The sequence below is a fragment of the Herbaspirillum sp. WGmk3 genome (assembly GCF_023952535.1).
GTDB classification, from domain to species: domain Bacteria; phylum Pseudomonadota; class Gammaproteobacteria; order Burkholderiales; family Burkholderiaceae_D; genus Herbaspirillum; species Herbaspirillum huttiense.
In genome coordinates, this window is sequence record NZ_JAKYWT010000003.1 from 190,064 (window position 1) to 207,886 (window position 17,823).

The following is a 17,823-nucleotide window of genomic DNA, read 5'->3' on the forward strand; positions in this document are numbered from 1 at the left end:
TGCCTTTCTTTTTATCCAAACGATTTATATCGTTTCAAGCCATCACGACAGCAGCAGCTTGATGTCATGCGCCAGCGTCTGCGGCCCTTGTCCGTGCTTGACGAACAGGCGGATGTGTCCCTGCGGATCGAACACGTAGCTGCCCGCCGTGTGATCCATCGTATAGCTGCCCGGCTGCTTGCCCGGCACCTTCTGGTAGAACACCTTGAATTCCTTGGCCACCTTCTCGGTCTGCTGCAGGTCGCCGCGCAAGCCAAGGAAACGCTTGTCGAAGGCCGGCACGTATTGCGCCAGCACTTCCTGGGTATCGCGCTCCGGATCGACGGTCACGAAGAGCACCTGCACGCGGTCGGCGTCCGGTCCCAGTTCCTTCATCACGTTGGACATCTCGACCATGGTGGTCGGGCACACGTCCGGGCACTGGGTATAGCCGAAGAACATCACCACCACCTTGCCCTTGAAATCGGCCAGAGTGCGCGGCTTGCCGGTATGGTCGGTCAGGGCGAAGTCCTTCGCGTAATCCAGCCCGGTGACATCGGTATTGTTGAACTTCAGTTCAGGCTTGGACGGCCCGCAGGCCGCCAGCAGCGTTGCGCAGCCGGCCAGCAGCAGCGCCGAGAGGAATCGTTTCATGCGTTCAAGGAATCAGAAACTGCGGAACAGGAAGTAATGGTCCACCAGCAGCACCGCAAACAGGATGGACAGGTAGACGATCGAATAAGCAAAGGCCTTGCGCGCGATCAAGTCGGTGTAGTGGCGGTAGATCTGCCACGAATACCAGAAGAAGATCGCCCCCAGCACGATGGCGGTACCCAGGTAGATCAGGCCGCTCATGCCGATGGCGAAGGGCAGCATGCTCACCGCCAGCAGTGCAATGGTGTACATCAGGATGTGCAGCTTGGTGACATCCATGCCATGCGTGATGGGCAGCATCGGCAGGCCGGACTTGGCGTAATCGTCGCGGCGGTACATGGCCAGCGCCCAGAAATGCGGCGGGGTCCAGATGAAGATGATCATCACCAGCACCCAGGCCTGCATCGGCACGTCATTGGCCATGGCCGCCCAGCCCAGCGCGGGCGGCATGGCACCAGCCAGGCCACCGATGACGATGTTCTGCGAGGTCGCGGGTTTCAGGATGATGGTGTAGATGATGGCGTAGCCAACGAAGGTGGCGAAGGTCAGCCACATGGTCAGCGGATTGACCAGGTTGTACAGCACCCACATGCCCAGGCCACCCAGCACGCCCGAGAACACCAGCGTCTGTCCCACCGTGATTTCGCCGCGCGCCATCGGACGGCGGGCGGTGCGCGCCATGCGCGAATCGATCTCGCGCTCGACCAGGCAATTGATGGCGAAGGCCGCGCCGGCCAGCAGCCAGATGCCCAGCGTGCCGAAGATGACCTTGTGCCAGTCCGGCAGGTCAGGCGTGGAAAGGAACATGCCGATCACGGCACAGAACACTGCCAGCTGCGTCACGCGCGGCTTGGTCAGTGCCCAGTACTGGGCGATGCGGTTGGGTTGGGCGGTCAATGTGGTCATGGCGTGACGGGCCGGGCGGATGCTGGTGGAGCAGCGGCGGCCAGGCCGGAGGGTGCGTAACGGACCTTGTAGTTTAACATGACCATCAGGATGACCAGCAGCGCCGCGCCGCCGTTGTGGATCACCGCAATGGCCAGCGGCCAGTTCAGATAGATGGTCGCCAGGCCAGTACAGAGCTGCAAACCCAGCACCGTCAGCATCCAGCGGGCGGTCTTGCGCAAGCCTTCATCACGCAGCGCGCGGTGTGCCAGCCATACAACATACAAGATGACGACAAAGGCAAAACTGCGATGCACCCAGTGGATCGCGGTCAGCGCTTCCACCGGCAGGTAGTCGCCCGAGGAGGTCATGCCGAGGTGGCGCCAGAGCGTGAAGCCGTGTTCGAAGTCCATCTCCGGCACCAGCTTGCCATTGCATAGTGGGAAGTCGGAACAGGCCAGCGCCGCGTAATTGGTGCTGACCCAGCCGCCCAGTGCGATCTGCAAACCCAGCAGGGCCGCGCCGATGGTGGCCGGCACGACCAGCGCGCGGCCTGCGGGCGAGACCGGCACATGCGGTTCCTGCCGCGCCCCCAGCCAGGCCAGCATGGCCAGGAGCGTCAGGCCCAGCAGCAAGTGGATGGTGACGATGATCGGTTGCAGCTTCATGGTCACGGTCCAGGCACCGAAGGCGCCCTGCAGGCAGACGAAGCCCAACAGCGCCGTCGGGAACCAGGGACGGAACTGCAGTTCGGTCTTGCCCGACTTGATCCAGCGCCGCCAGGCGGCCACCATCAGCACGATGATGAGGAAGCCCACGGCCATGGCGAAATAGCGGTGGATCATTTCGATCCAGGCCTTGGCCCAGGTCACCGGACCAAACGGCATGGCTTCCTGCGCGGCATTGATGTGCTCATGCGCCAGCAGCGGATTGGCATGGCTGTAGCAGCCCGGCCAGTCGGGACAGCCGAGGCCCGAATCGGTCAGGCGCGTGAAGGCCCCGAACATGATCAGGTCGAAGGTAAAGAACAGCGTCACCCACACCAGCTTGCGGTATTTGTTGGCCACGCCCTGTGCGCGCCACACCAGCGCCAGCGGAATCAGGGCCACCACGAGCCCGGTCAGGCCCAGTTGTATCAGCGTCGTTGCATTCATCTTGAGTCAAACGTGCGTCACTGCGTGCAGGGGATCCATCCGCATCAGCCGATGGAGGAAGCGCGCAGCAATTTGGAAATGTCCTTCTTCATCTTGCCGGGGTCGGGGTCCTTGGGGAAGCGCATCATCAGGTTGCCCAGCGGGTCGATCAGGTAGATGTGGTCTTCGGCCGAGCTGCCGGCATCGGCCGGCAACCAGGACTGCAATTTGCCAGCGTCAACCCGAAGGATATCGGTTCCGTCGAATTCGCGCAGGAGCAAAGTCGCAATCGGTGCGCGATCCGTGACCAGCCACACGCGCTCGATGCGCTCCATTTCCTTGCCTTGCATCAGCCGCAGCTGGCGCATGGTCAACAGTTTCTTCTGGCAGGGTTCGCCGCAGTCGCCGCGATCGACCTGCAGCATCACCCACTTGCCCTTGTAATCCTGCAGCCTGGCCGGACCGCCATCGATGGCACTGCTGCCCAGATCCGGAATCGGATACTGGCGCGGATCGATCAGCGCGCCATAGTTGTTGCGGCTCTGCGGCTTGATCACGTAATAGGTGAGGTAGGAAGCGATGAGCGGGGCGGCACACACGGCCACCACCGCCAGCATCTTCCAGCGGCCGATGCGGCGGCGCGCCTCGTCGACGGATGCGGCTTGCGCGGATTGCTCAGCTTCAGGCTTTGTCATGACGACCACGTTTGTATCCTGTCACGATGAAAAAAAGAAGAGCCATGCCCGCCAGTGCATACCACTGCACGGCATAGCCGCGATGACGATCGATACCCAATGACGGAGCGGGCCAGTCGCGCACCAAGGTATCGCCCGCCGCCCCGCCCTGCTCGATCACCAGCGGTGCCAGCGTTATACCGCTGGCCTTGGCCAGTGCCGGCACATCGAGATTCTGCAGGATGGCTTGCGGACGCGGTGCATCGGCCGTCCCCAGTTGCAGCACATGCCCGGCATCGCGACGCAGGATGCCTTCCACCTCGGTAACGCCCGATGGCGACGGCACCTGAGGCACGCGCGTGCGATCGGCCGCATCGCGCGGGGCCCAGCCGCGTGCCACGACCACGGCCGGTCCGCTGCCCTCGGGCTGGAACAGCGTGAGCACATGGAAACCGACGGCGCCGTTGTAGGGGCGGTTCTCCAGATACAGCGTCCATTGCGCAAGATAGTGGCCACGCAGGCGGATATGGCGGAACTCTGCATCGCTCACATCACCCGGCAGCGCACTCAGAGGAGCTTCGCTGCCCCGCGCCTGCATGCGCTGCTGCAAGGCCAGCTTCTCTTCGGCGCGATGCGTCTGCCACTGGCCCAGCGCAATACCGGCGGCGGCCACGACGAGCGTGGCGCAAAACGGGATGAGGCGAAAAACGAATCGGGTCGGCATCGATGAAGTTTGGCCTTACAATGAAGCGCGCACGGGACTAGAAAAATCTTAAACACACCAGCGTCGCAGCATACCGCATGCACGCCTTCGGAGACAGGGTTCCATCCTCATGAAAATCATCGTCGCCATCGCCTTCATCCTGATCCTGGCCAGCCTGGCCTCGGCATTGATCTTCCTGATGCGCGACAAGGGCAAGAGCAATCGCACGGTCCAGGCGCTGACGCTGCGGGTCGGCTTCTCGGTGGCGCTGTTCCTCTTCATCCTGCTGAGCTACAAGCTGGGCTGGATACAGCCGACCGGCATCCGCTGATTTCATCCGCACGCACCCCACAAAAAAGCCGCACCGAAGTGCGGCTTTGTCATGGCGCAGGCGGTGCCCGCCTTACAGCCAGTACACCACCACATACAAGCCCAGCCACACCACGTCCACGAAGTGCCAGTACCACGCCGCGCCTTCGAAGGCGAAGTGATGCGTGGGCGTGAAGTGCCCGCGCAGCACGCGATAGAGCACCACCGACAGCATGATCGCGCCCATGGTCACGTGGAAGCCGTGGAAACCGGTCAGCATGAAGAAGGTCGAGCCGTAGATGCCGGAGGTGAGCTTGAGGTTGAGCTCGCTGTAGGCGTGGATGTATTCATAAGCCTGAAAGCCCATGAAGACCGCACCCAGCAGGATGGTCAGGAACAGCCACACGGCCGTCTGCGCACGATGGCCGGCGCGCATGGCGTGGTGCGAGATGGTCAGCGTCACGCCCGAGGTCAGCAGCAGCAAGGTGTTGATGGTCGGGATCGGGAACGGACCCATGGTGGTGAAATTCTCCACCGTGCCGGCCGGGCCGACATTGCCCCACTGCCCGGTGAAGTCGGGCCAGATCACCTTGTGGTCCAGATCGGCCAGCCACGGCATGGTGATGCTGCGCGCATAGAACAGCGCGCCGAAGAAGGCCGCGAAGAACATCACCTCCGAGAAGATGAACCAGCTCATGCTCCAGCGATAGGACAGGTCGATGCGCTCGCTGTAGAGGCCCGACTCGGATTCACGAATCGCATCCCCGAACCAGTAGTACAGCACCACCAGCACCATCAGGATGCCGAGGATATTGACGTAGGGCGCCCACGAGACGCCATTGACCCAGGCCGAAGCCCCGATCATGGTGATGAGCATGGAAATGCCCGCCATCATCGGCCAGCGCGACGGGCCTGGAACGAAATAATGGGGTGCCTTGGCTTGTTGAGAACTCATGTTCTTCTCCCGGTACGAAATCCGATTGTCCTGGCCTGGGCAAGAGCAGCAAACTTGGGCATTAAGCTGCGTTGAATGCTCTTGCGATACAGGGTTTACGTTTCCTTAATGCTCTTTTTCGGTCAGTCTCGATCAGCCTCATCCACCTGCCGCGCTGCGTACCACCAGCTTGACGATGCTCACCAGCACGGTCACGAAGATCACCGCACCGAGAATGCCGGCGATGATGACGTGCACCGGATTCAGCCGTGCTGCATCCGACTCGTAATCCTTGCGCTTGCGCACGCCGAAGAAGGACCAGAACACCGCCTTCATCGTCGCGCCGAAGGAGGCCTTGCGCCGGGCCGCCTGTTTCAGCTCATCGTTCACACCCGCTCCTCGGGGCTGGTCAGCCCGCCGTCTTGGCCTTGCCGTTGATCTCGAAGAAGGTATAGGACAGCGTGATCGTGGTCACTTCCTTGGGCAGCTTGGGGTCGATGTAGAACACCACCGGCATCTGCTTGGCCTGGTTTGGTCCCAATGTCTGCTGCGTGAAACAGAAGCACTCCACCTTCTTGAAGAAGGCCGCCGACTGCAGCGGTGCATAGCTCGGGATGGCCTGGGCATCCACGTTGCGCGGCTGGGTGTTGACCACTTCGTAGGTGACCTGGGTCATCTCGCCCGGGTGCACCTGCATGCTGGCCACCGTCGGGCGGAAGCGCCACGGTCCCTGGGCATTGCCATCGAACTCCACGGTGATGGTGCGCGTCTTGTCGATCTGCGTATTGGCCGGCGCTTCCACCGTCACATCCTTGGGCGTGAGGAAATTCACGCCGGTCACTTCGCAGATCTTGCGATAGACCGGGATGAGCGCATAGCCAAAGCCGAACATCAGCACGGCCACCACCAGCAGCTTCCTGAACATCACGCGGTTCAGGCCGCGTGATGTCGTCTCTTCTGCCTGATCGTCATCTCTGCTCATTTGGCGAACCAGATGCGGTTGATGAAGATGCCGACGAAGAAGGCCAGCACCACCAGCCCCAGCAGCAGGCCGGTGCGCAGGTTGTTGGGTTTCTTGCGTTCGGTCATGAGGGTTGCCTTTGCATTAGGGACGATGACTTGTGTTATCCACAGGCGTTTACTTCACCACCGGCGGTTCTTCGAAGGTGTGGAAAGGCGCCGGGCTGGGCACGGTCCATTCCAGGCCCTCTGCCCCTTCCCAGGGCTTGGCTTCCGCCTTCTTGCCACCCTTGATCGAGGGGATGACCACGAAGAACAGGAAGTACACCTGCGACAGCCCGAACCCGAAGGCACCGATGGAGGCCACCATGTTGAAGTCGGTGAACTGCGCCGGGTAATCCGCATAGCGGCGCGGCATGCCCGCCAGTCCCAGGAAGTGCATCGGGAAGAAGGTGATGTTGAAGGTGATCAGCGAGGCCCAGAAGTGGAACTTGCCGCGCCATTCGTTGTACATGAAGCCGGTCCACTTCGGGCCCCAGTAGTAGTAGCCGGCGAAGAGCGCGAAGAGCGAACCGGCCACCAGCACGTAGTGGAAGTGGGCCACCACGTAGTAGGTATCCTGCATCTGGATGTCGATCGGGGTCACGGCCAGGATCAGGCCGGTGAAGCCGCCCATGGTGAAGACGAAGATGAAGCCCACCGAGAACAGCATCGGCGTCTCGAAGGTCATGGAGCCGCGCCACATGGTGGCGATCCAGTTGAAGATCTTCACGCCGGTGGGCACGGCGATGAGCATGGTGGCGTACATGAAGAACAGCTGCGCGGTCACCGGCATGCCGGTGGTGAACATGTGGTGCGCCCAGACGATGAAGGACAGGATCGCAATCGAGGCCGTCGCATACACCATCGAGGCATAGCCGAACAGCGGCTTGCGCGCGAAGGCCGGGATGATCTGCGAGACGATGCCGAAGGCCGGCAGGATCATGATGTAGACCTCGGGGTGGCCGAAGAACCAGAAGATGTGCTGGTACATCACCGGGTCACCGCCGCCGGCGGCGTTGAAGAAGGAGGTGCCGAAGTGACGGTCGGTCAGCGTCATGGTGATGGCACCGGCCAGCACCGGCATCACGGCAATCAGCAGGTAGGCGGTGATGAGCCAGGTCCAGCAGAACATGGGCATCTTCATCAGCGTCATGCCGGGCGCGCGCATGTTGAGGATGGTGACGATGATGTTGATCGAACCCATGATGGAAGAGGCGCCCATGATGTGCATGGCGAAGATGCCCATGTCCATGCCGGGGCCCATCTGGGTCGACAGCGGTGCGTACAGCGTCCAGCCGGCCGCGGTGGCGCCGCCTGGCACCAGGAAGGAACCGGCCAGCAGGAGCGCGGCCGGCGGCAGCAGCCAGAACGAGAAGTTGTTCATGCGCGCAAAGGCCATGTCGGAGGCCCCGATCTGCAGCGGGATCATCCAGTTGGCGAAGCCCACGAAGGCCGGCATGATCGCACCGAACACCATCACCAGGCCGTGCATGGTGGTCAACTGGTTGAAGAATTCAGGACGGAAGAACTGCAGGCCCGGCTGGAACAGCTCGGCCCGGATCAACAGCGCCAGCACGCCGCCCGAGAGCAGCATGGTGAACGAGAACCACAGGTAGAGCGTACCGATGTCCTTGTGGTTGGTGGCGAAGAGCCAGCGCCGCCAGCCGTGCGGATGGTCGTGCGCGTGGTCGTCGTGAGCGTGCCCATGCCCGTGATCGTGGGAATGATCGGGGGCGTGATCGGCGGTGGTAGTCATGTCCGGTTCTCCAAACGATTACTTGCGGGCGGCCAGGATTTCGGCCGGCTGCACGATGTTTTCCTGGGCCTTGTTGGACCAGCTGTTGCGCGTATAAGTGATCACGGCGGCGATTTCGGTGTCGTTCAAGACACCCTTCCAGGCCGGCATGGCGTTCTTGCCGTTGAGCAGGATGTGGATCTGGCCATCCTTGGGGCCATTGACCATCGCGCTGCCATCGAGCGCCGGGAAGGCACCCGGCACGCCCTTGCCATTGGCCTGGTGGCAGGCCACGCAGTTGGCCGCATAGACCTTCTCGCCGCGCTGCTTCAGCTCATCCACCGTCCAGACCTTGCTGGGATCATCGGCCTTGGCGGCCATTTCCTTCTTCTTGCCCTCGACCCATTTCTTGTAGTCGTCATCGCTGACCACGTTGACCACGATGGGCATGAAGGCGTGATCCTTGCCGCACAATTCCACGCACTGGCCGCGATAGGTACCGATCTTCTCGGCGCGGAACCAGGTGTCGCGCACGAAGCCGGGAATCGCATCCTGCTTCACGCCGAAAGCGGGGATGGTCCAGGAGTGGATCACGTCATTGGCGGTGGTAACGATGCGCACCTTCTTGTTGACGGGCACCACCACCGGATTGTCGACTTCGATCAGGTAGTTGTCGTTTTTCTTCAGGGTCGGATCGGTGACCTGCTCGCGCGGCGTGGCCAGGCTGGAGAGGAAGGAGATGCCTTCACCATCGCCCTTGAGATAGTCATACCCCCACTTCCACTGCATGCCGGTGACCTTGATGGTGAGGTCGGCGTTGGAGGTGTCCTTCATGGCCACCACGGTCTTGGTGGCCGGCAAGGCCATGCCGATGACGATCAGGAAGGGCACCACGGTCCAGGCGATTTCCACGGTCGTGCTTTCGCGGAAGGACGCGGCCTTGTGGCCGACCGACTTGCGGTGCTTGATGATGGAATAGAACATCACGCCAAAGACCGCCACGAAGATGACCAGGCAGATGATCAGCATCAGGATGTGCAGGTCATAGATCTGCTCGGCGATCTTGGTCACCGGTGGCTGGAAATTCATCTGCAGCACGGCCGGTCCGCCCGGACTATCCACCACTGCCCAGGCCGGCAAGCCGGCCGCCAGCAGCGAGGCACCGAGGGTCAAGGATTGAAGGCGCTTCGCAAGTTTCATGGATTTCCTCAAAAGCCCAAAATTATAAGAATGAGAGTGCTGCCATCCCGCCACCCCTGGCGGCCAGTTCCTGTTGCAACTCCTGCACCAAAGCGCGCCGCTGCCACAAGCTCATGAACCGGCCAATTTCCACGCGCTGCCCCCGGCTTTCCAGGGCCACCAGCGACTGCCGGCCCACAGGAAAAGCGATGCGCATGCCATGCAACTGCAAGCTGCTGCGGTGCGAACGACTACCCTGGATGACTTCCACCTCCAGGCCATGATCGGCCAGCACCAGCACTTCGCGATCGGTGGCGTGACGGGCGTAGACCAGCATGGCCGCGCCCACCGCCACCAGTTCAATGCATGAAAAAACCAGGATGATCCAAGCGCCGCGCAGCGTGAAGCCCAGCGCGACCGTGAGTGAAACCGTACAAAGGACTGCGAAGACCCACGCCAGCTGGCGTGGCGCAATCGAACAATTGCGCTTCAATATCCATTCCCGCGTCTCCATGGCACCTCGCCAGCATGATTGTCGGTCGAGCGTGTCTCTGTCTCTTACCGCAGGGGATGCTCACTGGATGCGGGCCAGCCCGTTCCTGCCGGGGGCCGTCTTGCGTGGGGCGCACTCCGTGGCTATCCGTTTTGCGGTCTTTATTTATTCTTGCTATTCGTTCGTACTGGAATTTCTTTGTGTGAATTTTTTTACCCATTTGAGTATAAGGGCTAACGTCGCCATGGATCAAGCACGCACCGCCGCATTGACAACGGTGGCGCTTGCGGGCTGTCCGGCGGGCCGGGATAGTGGCAGCAGAGCCGCCAGGGGCGCGGCTTTGCGGCGATATGAAGGCTTCGACAGGAACAGGCAGGGCGTAACGATACAGCAACTATCTGACAGGCCAGATAGGGCTGGGCGACTAAGCCTTATATGAAGTTTCGACTATCGCGGCGGGCGTTCGAAGCGAATGATGCTCTCGCCGGCCGCGGTGGTCTTGGGCACCGGACGGAAGGCGTGGCCGTAGACGACCTCGAAGGTCAGCGGGATCTTGCCGTCGGGCTTGCGCATGGCCTCGAAGGCCGCCAGCAGGCGCTGGTACTGGCTGCGGCTCATCATGCTGCGGCGCCGCGATTCCAGCGGATTGCCACCCCAGGCGCGCACATCTTCCAGCAGGCGCTGGGGCGTTTCGTAGGTCACGGTGATGGTTTCCATGTCCATCACCGGTGTGGAAAAGCCGGCATTGACCAGCATGTCGCCGAAGTCGTGCATGTCGACGAAGGGCAAGGTGTGCGGTGCAAGATCGATTTGTTCGAAAGCGCTGCGCACTTCGCGCAGCGTATCGGGGCCGAAGCAGGAAAACATCAGCAAGCCCTCCACCCGCAGCACGCGCCGCCACTCGGCAAACACGCGGTCGGGCTGGGGATGCCAGTGCAGGGCCAGGTTGGACCAGACCAGGTCCAGCGCATTGGCCGCCAGCGGCAGGCGCGCGAAGTCGGCACAGGCCAGTTCGGGACCACCGGCATTCGGACCGGAACCGAGCCACTTGTTGATGGAGCCGAACAGGCGGTTCATGGCCGTCTGCGCGCCGCGCTGGTGGTCGGCGGCCCTGGCGAGCATGCCGTAGGCGCCGTCCAGACCGATCACCTGCGCCTCGGGATAGCGTTTCTGCAGCACCGGCAGGTCGGCCCCTTCGCCGCATCCGGCGTCCAATACTTCACGCGGGGCGATTTTCACCAGGGCCAGGCGTTCCTGCATGCGGGCCGAGACTTCACGGCGCAGGAAATCGGATTCGGCCACGCGCTGGGGCTGGCCGAAACGGCGGCGCACCAGGGGCAGGTCGATGGGAGCGCTCAGCTTGGCGCTGGCAGAAGGCGGCGGCAGGGACATGGGCAACGGAACAGGAAGATGGACTGCGCAGCAGCGTGGCAAGCTCGGGCGGCCAGCAGAGGGCCGCCGATCCACGGGGCTGATGCGATAATGCGCGTAGTTTAGTCGAAATCCATTTTTCCCGGGCGCACCTCGCATGGATCTCAAATCCTCCAAACCCGCTGCCGCATCGCCCCAAGCCAAGCCTGGCAACGCCTATCGCGCCGTCGGCGGCAAGCCGGCCCGGCCGGGCAAGCCATCCGGCCCCGGCTGGCTGCAGCGCCTGCTGGCGCATGTGCCGCAACTGCTGCCGTCTTCCTGTGCGCTGTGCGGCGCGGCCGGACGCGAGACTCTCTGCGCGCCCTGCCACAAGCGTTTCTACACGCGCCAGCACCGCCGCTGCATTCAGTGCGCCCTGCCCATGCCGGTGACCGGCAAGGAACTGCGCTGCGGAGCCTGCCTCAAGGATCGCCCGGCGTTCGACGCCACCATCGTGGCCACCGATTATTTCGCCCCGTCCGACCAGCTGGCGCTGGCGCTGAAGTTCGGCGGCGACCTGCGCCTGGCACCGCTGCTGGCGCGATTGATCTTCGATGCGACACGGCGCAATCCGGTGCCGGGCAGCGACGTGCAGCTGCCGATGCCGACCTTGCTGGCCCCGGTGCCGCTGGGATTGGCGCGATTGCAGGAACGCGGCTTCAACCAGGCGCTGGAAATCGCCCGGCCGCTGGGCAAGCTGATGGACATCCCGGTGCAGCCGCGCCTGCTGGAACGCGAGAAGGAAACCGATGCGCAGTCGGCCCTGCCGGTCGGGGCTCGCGCGCGCAACGTGCGTTCGGCCTTCGCCCTGCCCTTCGCGGCCATGGACCAGGTGCGCGGGCTGCATGTGGGCATCGTCGACGATGTCATGACCACCGGCGCCACCTTGAATGAAGTGGCGATCGTGCTCAAGCGGCACGGCGCCCGGCGCGTGACCAACCTGGTCTTTGCGCGCACCCTGCCGACCTGAAGCGGGTCGGCCATCCTTTACATAGCAGGAGAATTGTTTGTTCCACGTCGTCCTGGTCGAGCCGGAGATCCCTCCCAATACCGGCAACATCATCCGCCTGTGCGCCAATACCGGCGCGCAACTGCACCTGGTGGAGCCGCTCGGCTTCCCGCTCGATGACGCCAAGATGCGGCGCGCCGGGCTGGATTACCACGAATACGCCAACATGCAGGTGCACAAGGACTGGGACCAGTTCCTGGCCCATCGCCGCCAGGACCCGCAGTTCAATGAGGCGCGCATGTTCGCCATGACCACGCATGGCTCCACGCCCTTTGCCGGCCTGCCCTTCCGTCCGGGCGACACCTTCGTGTTCGGCTCGGAAACACGCGGGCTGGCACCGGAGCGGCGTGAATCCTTCCCCACTGCACAGCGCATCCGTCTGCCGATGCGGCCGGGCAATCGCAGCATCAACCTGTCCAATACGGTGGCGGTGGTGGTGTATGAAGCCTGGCGGCAGAATGGCTATGACGGTGGCAGCTGACGACCCGCTGCGACCATGAAAAACGGCTCCCGAGGGAGCCGTTTTCGTTGGTTGCGCCGATCAGCCCAGCAACAGGGCGTCGTCCGAGAGCTTCTCGCCGCGCGTCTGCTCGAACATCTTGAGCAGGTCCGGCACGTCCAGTCCGGCGCGTTCGGGGCCGGAGACATCCAGCACCACGCGGCCCTGGTGCAGCATCACGGTGCGGTCGCCGTAGTCCAGCGCCTGGCGCATGCTGTGGGTCACCATCATGGTGGTCAGCTTGGCCTCGGAGACGATCTTGGCCGTCAGTTCCAGCACGAAGGCGGCCGTCTTCGGGTCCAGCGCGGCCGTGTGCTCATCCAGCAGCAGGATGCGCGAAGGCTGCAGCGAAGCCATCAACAGGCTCACCGCCTGGCGCTGGCCGCCCGAGAGCAGGCCGATGCGGTCGGTGAGGCGATTCTCCAGGCCCAGGTTGAGGATGGCCAGCTTCTCGCGGAACAGCTCGCGCATCTTGCCGCGAATGGCGAAGTTGAAGCCGCGGCGGCGGCCACGGGCCATTGCCAGCGCCATGTTCTCCTCGATGGTCAGCGCCTCGCAGGTACCGGCCATCGGATCCTGGAACACGCGCGCCACCATGCCAGCGCGATCCCACGCCTGCTTGCGGGTGACGTCGGTGCCGTCGATTTCGATCTTGCCGGTATCGACCAGCAGGTCACCGGAGATGGCGTTGAGGAAGGTCGACTTGCCGGCGCCATTGGAGCCGATCACGGCCACGAACTGGCCGGTCGGGATTTCCAGCGAGAGGCCGCGCAGGGCCGGGTTCTCGATGGGCGTGCCGGGATTGAAGGTGATCTTGAGATCGGTGGCTTTCAACATTTCAGGCTCCCTTTCTCAGCAGTTTCAGTTTGCGCTTGCCCATGGGCAGCACCAGCGCCAGCATCACCAGCACGGCCGTCACCAGGTTCAGGTCCTGCGCCTGCAGGCCGATGAAGTCGCTGTTGAGCGCCAGGGCAATGAAGAAGCGATACAGGATCGCGCCCAGGATCACCGCCAGCGTGGTCCACACCAGGCGACGCGCCGGCAGGATGTTCTCGCCGATGATGACGGCAGCCAGGCCGATGACGATGGTACCGATGCCCATGGAGATGTCGGAACCGCCCTGGGTCTGCGCAAACAGGGCACCGGCCAGGGCCACCAGGGCATTGGCCAGGGCCATGCCGGCCAGCGTGGCGCGGCCGGTGGCGATGCCCTGGGCACGCGCCATGCGGGCATTGGCACCGGTGGCGCGCATGGCCAGGCCGATCTCGGAAGAGAAGAACCAGTCCAGCAGCAGCTTGGCGCCAGTCACCACCACCAGCAGGATCAGCGGTCGGGCCACGTAGTCGGGGATCGAGTCCGGCTGCAGGATGCTGAAGATAGTGGGCTCGGAAATGAGCGGCACGTTGGGTTTTCCCATGACGCGCAGGTTGATCGAGTACAGCGCGATCATCATGAGGATACTGGCCAGCAGGTCCATGATCTTCAGGCGCACGTTCAGCCAGGCGGTGATGAATCCGGCCAGTGCACCGGCCAGCAACGCGACGAAGGTGGCGAGGAAAGGATTGAAACCGGCTGCGATCATGGTGGCGGCCACGGCACCGCCCAGCGGGAAGCTGCCGTCGACGGTCAGGTCAGGGAACACCAGGATGCGGAAGGAAATCAGCACGCCGAGGGCCACCAGACTGAAGATCAGGCCGATCTCCAGGGCGCCCAGGAGGGTATACAGCGACATAAAAAGGACTTTCTAAAAAAAACACATTCGGCACGGCGCGGTACGCCAATGCCGAATGTCTTCTGCGTGGCGCCGGCGCTGCACGGGTGGTGCGGCGCCGGCGGTGCATGGCCGACGAATCAGACTGCGGTCATGCTCAGTTTCAGTTGAGGACCTTGGTGGCCGACTTCAAAAACTCCGGCGACAGGGTCACGCCCTGCTTCTGCGCCGCCGAGGTATTGACGTACAGCTCAAGATTCTTGACCGGCGAGGAAGCGATCTCGCCGGCCTTCTCGCCCTTCAGGATACGGGCCACGACCTTGCCGGTCTGGCGGCCCATGTCGTAGAAGTTCACGCCCAGGGCGGCCACGGCACCGCGCTTGACGCTGCCGGTATCGGAGGCGATCAGCGGGATCCTGGCGTCATTGCAGACCTTGGCCAGCGACTCGAAGACCGAGACCACGTTGTTGTCGGTGGTGGTGTACATCACGTCGATCTTGCCGATCAGGCTCTTGGCGGCCGGAGCCACGTCCACCGAACGGGGCGCGGCGGCTTCCACCAGGGTCAGGCCGGCTTTCTGCAGCTCGCCCTTGAGGTTGTTCAGGGCCGACACGGAATTGGCTTCGCCCGGATTGTAAACCACGCCCACCCGCTTGGCCTCGGGCACCACGCGCTTGATGACCTCGACCTGCTTGACCGGGTCCAGCATGTGCGACAGGCCCGTCACGTTGGTGCCGGACGGCTTCCAGTCCTTGACCAGCTGTGCGGCCATGGGATCGGCGATGGCCGAGTAGACGATGGGGATGCTCTTGGTCGCGGCCACCATCGGCTGCGCCGAGGGGGTGCCGATGGCCACGATCACGTCGGGGTTGTCACCCACGAACTTCTTGGCGATCTGGCCGGCGGTACCGGCATTGGCCTGGGCGCTCTGGAAATCCCACTTCAGATTCTTGCCGGGCTCGAAGCCCTCGGCGATCAGTTCGTCCTTGGTGCCGTCACGCACGGCGTCCAGCGCCGGGTGTTCGACGAAGGAGGTGATGGCCACCACCTTCTCGGCGGCCAGGGCCGACGCGCAGATGGCGCTCAGGGCGAGCGCGCCGGCGATGGCGCGCAATGACTTCGATACTGCAAACATGGTCCTCTCCTCGTTCATGGTGGTCAGGCCTCGGCGTTCCTCTCGACCGGGCCCGTTATGCGTATGGGCAGATCTTGCTGCGGTGTTGCGGTGTTGCGGCCAGATACGGAAGATCCCGCATGGCAGCGGGATCTTCAGGCGAACCCTGGTTTATTGCTTGATGACGGTCTTGGCCGAGCTCACCAGTTCCGGCGACAGGGTCACGCCCTGCTTCTGGGCGGCGGCGGTGTTGACGAACAGTTCCAGCTTGCTGCTGGTGGCCGAGGCGATGTCGCCCGGCTTTTCACCCTTGAGGATGCGGCCGACCACCTTGCCGGTCTGGCGGCCCAGGTCGTAGTAGTTCACGCCCAGGGCAGCGATGGCGCCGCGCTTGACGCTGTCGGTGTCGGAAGCCACCAGCGGGATCTTGGCGTCGTTGCCGACCTTGACCAGCGCTTCATAGGCCGAGACCACGTTGTTGTCGGTGTTGGTGTAGATCACGTCGACCTTGCCGATCAGGCTCTTGGCGGCCGAACCGACGTCCACCGAACGGGGTGCGGCGGCTTCCACCAGGGTCATGTTGGACTTGGCCAGCAGTTCCTTCAGGGCCTTGACCACCACGGCGGAGTTGGCTTCGCCCGGGTTGTAGACCATGCCCACGCGCTTGGCGTTGGGGACCACGCGCTTGATCAGGTCGATTTGCTTGTCCAGTTCCAGCAGGTCGGACACGCCCGTGACGTTGGTGCCGGAGGCTTTCCAGTCCTTCACCAGTTGCGCGGCGACCGGATCGGTCACGCCGGAATAAACCACCGGGATGCTCTTGGTGGCCGATACCAGGGCTTGGGCCGAGGGGGTGGCGATGGCCACGATGACGTCGGGCTTGTCGCCGACGAACTTGCGCGCGATCTGGGCGGCGGTGCCGGTGTTGCCCTGGGCGCTCTGGTATTCCCACTTCAGGTTCTTGCCGGCTTCAAAGCCTTCTTCCTTCAGCTCGTCCTTCACGCCGTCACGCACGGCGTCCAGGGCCGGGTGTTCGACGATGGCGGTCACGGCGACCGATTTGTCGGCAGCCATGGCCGGGGCTGCGCAGACGGCAGCCAGGGACAGGGCGGCGACCATCGCGCGCAGTGTCAGCTTGTTGGTGTAGGACATGCAGTCTCCCTTGGAAAAATGTGAACGAAAACCCAAAAACCCGAAAAGACGCTAAGTCTAGCCTAGCGCCTGTCAACAATCAATTTGCATGAAGGCCCGCCGCCGCCCGCACTGGCAGGCGGGCCGGGCGGCTCGCATTGCGAGGCATCCCCTGATCGGGATCAAGCAGCGTGCCGGGCAAAATGGGACACGGGCGCTATAATCAGGCCCCATGTCTTCCCGCCTGCGCCCCTCCCCCACACGACTTGCCTTGCGCCGCCCCTGGCTGCGCCTGCAGGTGTGGACCAGCCTGGCGCTGCTGCTGGCGATGGTGGCCGCGCCCTGGTGGCAGCAGGCCGCCGCGCGCACCCTGCGGGACAGTCCGGCCATGGCCATCTGCAGCGTGGGCGGCGGCGCTTCCGGCAATGCACCGGCGCATCTGGCGGCCAGCCATTGTCCGCTCTGTTGCGGCACACAAGCGGCCACGCCGGCACCGGACTCTTCCTTCGATACCACGGTCCTGCCGGGCATCAGCTATCCGCTGGCCGGCACCGCGCTACGCCTGCGTCCGCTCAGCCTGGCACCTGGTTCGCCGCGGGCCCGTGCGCCACCGGCCTGAACCCGCCGTTCCCCGGGTCTTTGCGCCCACCCATGCAGGCCGCGCGCCCGCATTCCAGACATGAACAAGACAACCAGGAATCACTGATATGAAGCATTTCGTCCAAAAGCTGGCCACCTTGGCCATCACCTCCGCCCTGCTGGCTGCCGCCCCGCTGTCACAGGCCCATGAATACAAGCTGGGCCAGCTGGAAATCGGCCATCCCTACGCCCGCGCGACGGTTCCCGGCCAGCCGGCCGCCGGTGCCTACGTGAGCATCGAGAACAAGGGCAGCGCGCCGGATCGCCTGGTGGGCGTGTCCTCGCCGGTGGCCAAGTCGGGTGAAATCCACACCATGGCCATGGAAGGCAACATCATGAAGATGCGCGAAGTCGAGGGCGGCCTGGAAGTCAAACCCGGCCAGAAGATCACCATGCAGCCGGGCAATGGCTACCACATCATGTTGATGGGCCTGTCCAAGCCGCTGCAGGCGGGTGAGAAGGTGCCGGCCACGCTGACCTTCGAGAAGGCCGGCAAGGTCGACGTGACCTTCAACGTCGAGGACCGCAATGCGGCAGCGGCGGGCAAGGACGACATGAAGGACATGAAGGGCCACACGCACCACTGATCCACCGGGCAGCCTGAAACGGCAAGGCCGGCAGCGAGCGATG

Annotated in this window: 22 protein-coding genes; 5 read left to right on the forward strand and 17 right to left on the reverse strand. The window is 63.4% G+C overall.

Going from position 1 to position 17,823, the window contains the following annotated elements; genetic code table 11:
• Positions 1-42: 42 nt before the first annotated feature.
• From MKD49_RS12825 to MKD49_RS12845, 5 genes are read right to left on the reverse strand one after another with little or no spacing between them, the layout of a single operon-like run.
• Positions 43-633: an SCO family protein gene (locus MKD49_RS12825; protein ID WP_034332698.1), complete on the reverse strand. Its 591-nt coding sequence runs from the start codon at positions 631-633 to the stop codon at positions 43-45.
• 12 nt (positions 634-645) lie between these two features.
• Entirely contained in the window at positions 646-1,539 is an 894-nt protein-coding gene (gene cyoE / locus MKD49_RS12830; protein WP_134223499.1) for a heme o synthase, read from the reverse strand.
• A complete protein-coding gene (locus MKD49_RS12835) occupies positions 1,536-2,672 on the reverse strand; it encodes a heme A synthase (RefSeq protein ID WP_034332702.1) in 1,137 nt (378 codons plus the stop codon). The genes cyoE and MKD49_RS12835 overlap by 4 nt, the downstream gene beginning before the upstream one ends.
• 44 nt (positions 2,673-2,716) lie before the next feature.
• Positions 2,717-3,346, reverse strand: a complete 630-nt coding sequence (locus MKD49_RS12840; protein WP_252696479.1) for a cytochrome C oxidase subunit I — start codon at positions 3,344-3,346, stop codon at positions 2,717-2,719.
• Positions 3,333-4,049, reverse strand: a complete 717-nt coding sequence (locus MKD49_RS12845; RefSeq protein WP_252696480.1) for an SURF1 family protein — start codon at positions 4,047-4,049, stop codon at positions 3,333-3,335. The genes MKD49_RS12840 and MKD49_RS12845 overlap by 14 nt, the downstream gene beginning before the upstream one ends.
• 109 nt (positions 4,050-4,158) lie before the next feature.
• Here MKD49_RS12845 and MKD49_RS12850 point away from each other — a divergent pair, with 109 nt between their 5' ends.
• Positions 4,159-4,359 (forward strand): twin transmembrane helix small protein, encoded by a 201-nt coding sequence (locus tag MKD49_RS12850; RefSeq protein WP_006461519.1) that lies wholly within the window; start codon positions 4,159-4,161, stop codon positions 4,357-4,359.
• Between the two features lie 72 nt (positions 4,360-4,431).
• Here MKD49_RS12850 and MKD49_RS12855 read toward each other — a convergent pair whose 3' ends face one another.
• From MKD49_RS12855 to MKD49_RS12890, 8 genes are all read right to left on the reverse strand, one after another.
• Positions 4,432-5,292, reverse strand: a complete 861-nt coding sequence (locus MKD49_RS12855; protein WP_034332705.1) for a cytochrome c oxidase subunit 3 — start codon at positions 5,290-5,292, stop codon at positions 4,432-4,434.
• Positions 5,293-5,430: 138 nt separating this feature from the next.
• A complete protein-coding gene (locus MKD49_RS12860; protein ID WP_166675599.1) occupies positions 5,431-5,607 on the reverse strand; it encodes a DUF2970 domain-containing protein in 177 nt (58 codons plus the stop codon).
• A gap of 73 nt (positions 5,608-5,680) precedes the next feature.
• Positions 5,681-6,253 (reverse strand): cytochrome c oxidase assembly protein, encoded by a 573-nt coding sequence (locus MKD49_RS12865; RefSeq protein WP_034332707.1) that lies wholly within the window; start codon positions 6,251-6,253, stop codon positions 5,681-5,683.
• Positions 6,250-6,360, reverse strand: a complete 111-nt coding sequence (locus tag MKD49_RS12870) for a cytochrome oxidase small assembly protein (RefSeq protein ID WP_252696481.1) — start codon at positions 6,358-6,360, stop codon at positions 6,250-6,252. The genes MKD49_RS12865 and MKD49_RS12870 overlap by 4 nt, the downstream gene beginning before the upstream one ends.
• A 49-nt stretch (positions 6,361-6,409) precedes the next feature.
• Positions 6,410-8,029, reverse strand: a complete 1,620-nt coding sequence (gene ctaD / locus MKD49_RS12875; protein WP_121040494.1) for a cytochrome c oxidase subunit I — start codon at positions 8,027-8,029, stop codon at positions 6,410-6,412.
• A gap of 18 nt (positions 8,030-8,047) precedes the next feature.
• Positions 8,048-9,208, reverse strand: a complete 1,161-nt coding sequence (gene coxB / locus MKD49_RS12880) for a cytochrome c oxidase subunit II (protein ID WP_252696482.1) — start codon at positions 9,206-9,208, stop codon at positions 8,048-8,050.
• A 22-nt stretch (positions 9,209-9,230) separates the two neighbouring features.
• Complete coding sequence (locus tag MKD49_RS12885) at positions 9,231-9,701, reverse strand: DUF2244 domain-containing protein (protein ID WP_134223504.1); 471 nt, start codon at positions 9,699-9,701, stop codon at positions 9,231-9,233.
• A 426-nt stretch (positions 9,702-10,127) separates the two neighbouring features.
• Positions 10,128-11,072, reverse strand: coding sequence for a methyltransferase domain-containing protein (locus MKD49_RS12890; RefSeq protein ID WP_121040500.1), 945 nt, complete (start codon positions 11,070-11,072; stop codon positions 10,128-10,130).
• Positions 11,073-11,208: 136 nt separating this feature from the next.
• Between MKD49_RS12890 and MKD49_RS12895 the strand changes: the two genes are divergently transcribed.
• Both MKD49_RS12895 and MKD49_RS12900 read left to right on the forward strand, forming a co-directional pair.
• Positions 11,209-12,060 carry a ComF family protein gene (locus MKD49_RS12895; protein ID WP_252696483.1) on the forward strand — a complete coding sequence of 284 codons (852 nt, stop codon included), beginning with the start codon at positions 11,209-11,211 and terminating at the stop codon, positions 12,058-12,060.
• Between the two features lie 37 nt (positions 12,061-12,097).
• Positions 12,098-12,580, forward strand: a complete 483-nt coding sequence (locus tag MKD49_RS12900; RefSeq protein WP_252696484.1) for a tRNA (cytidine(34)-2'-O)-methyltransferase — start codon at positions 12,098-12,100, stop codon at positions 12,578-12,580.
• A 60-nt stretch (positions 12,581-12,640) separates the two neighbouring features.
• Here the strand turns inward: MKD49_RS12900 and MKD49_RS12905 are convergent, their stop codons facing one another.
• The 4 genes from MKD49_RS12905 to MKD49_RS12920 all read right to left on the reverse strand — a co-directional run bounded on the left by MKD49_RS12905 (position 12,641) and on the right by MKD49_RS12920 (position 16,575).
• Complete coding sequence (locus tag MKD49_RS12905) at positions 12,641-13,435, reverse strand: ABC transporter ATP-binding protein (RefSeq protein ID WP_034331301.1); 795 nt, start codon at positions 13,433-13,435, stop codon at positions 12,641-12,643.
• A gap of 1 nt (position 13,436) precedes the next feature.
• Positions 13,437-14,330, reverse strand: a complete 894-nt coding sequence (locus tag MKD49_RS12910) for an ABC transporter permease (RefSeq protein ID WP_209532631.1) — start codon at positions 14,328-14,330, stop codon at positions 13,437-13,439.
• 142 nt (positions 14,331-14,472) lie between these two features.
• A complete protein-coding gene (locus tag MKD49_RS12915) occupies positions 14,473-15,444 on the reverse strand; it encodes an ABC transporter substrate-binding protein (RefSeq protein WP_034331298.1) in 972 nt (323 codons plus the stop codon).
• 150 nt (positions 15,445-15,594) lie between these two features.
• Positions 15,595-16,575, reverse strand: a complete 981-nt coding sequence (locus MKD49_RS12920) for an ABC transporter substrate-binding protein (protein ID WP_034331297.1) — start codon at positions 16,573-16,575, stop codon at positions 15,595-15,597.
• 211 nt (positions 16,576-16,786) lie between these two features.
• Here MKD49_RS12920 and MKD49_RS12925 point away from each other — a divergent pair, with 211 nt between their 5' ends.
• Both MKD49_RS12925 and MKD49_RS12930 read left to right on the forward strand, forming a co-directional pair.
• Positions 16,787-17,173 carry a DUF2946 family protein gene (locus tag MKD49_RS12925; protein ID WP_039783788.1) on the forward strand — a complete coding sequence of 129 codons (387 nt, stop codon included), beginning with the start codon at positions 16,787-16,789 and terminating at the stop codon, positions 17,171-17,173.
• An 88-nt stretch (positions 17,174-17,261) separates the two neighbouring features.
• Positions 17,262-17,780, forward strand: a complete 519-nt coding sequence (locus MKD49_RS12930) for a copper chaperone PCu(A)C (RefSeq protein WP_252696485.1) — start codon at positions 17,262-17,264, stop codon at positions 17,778-17,780.
• The last annotated feature ends 43 nt before the right edge of the window (positions 17,781-17,823 follow it).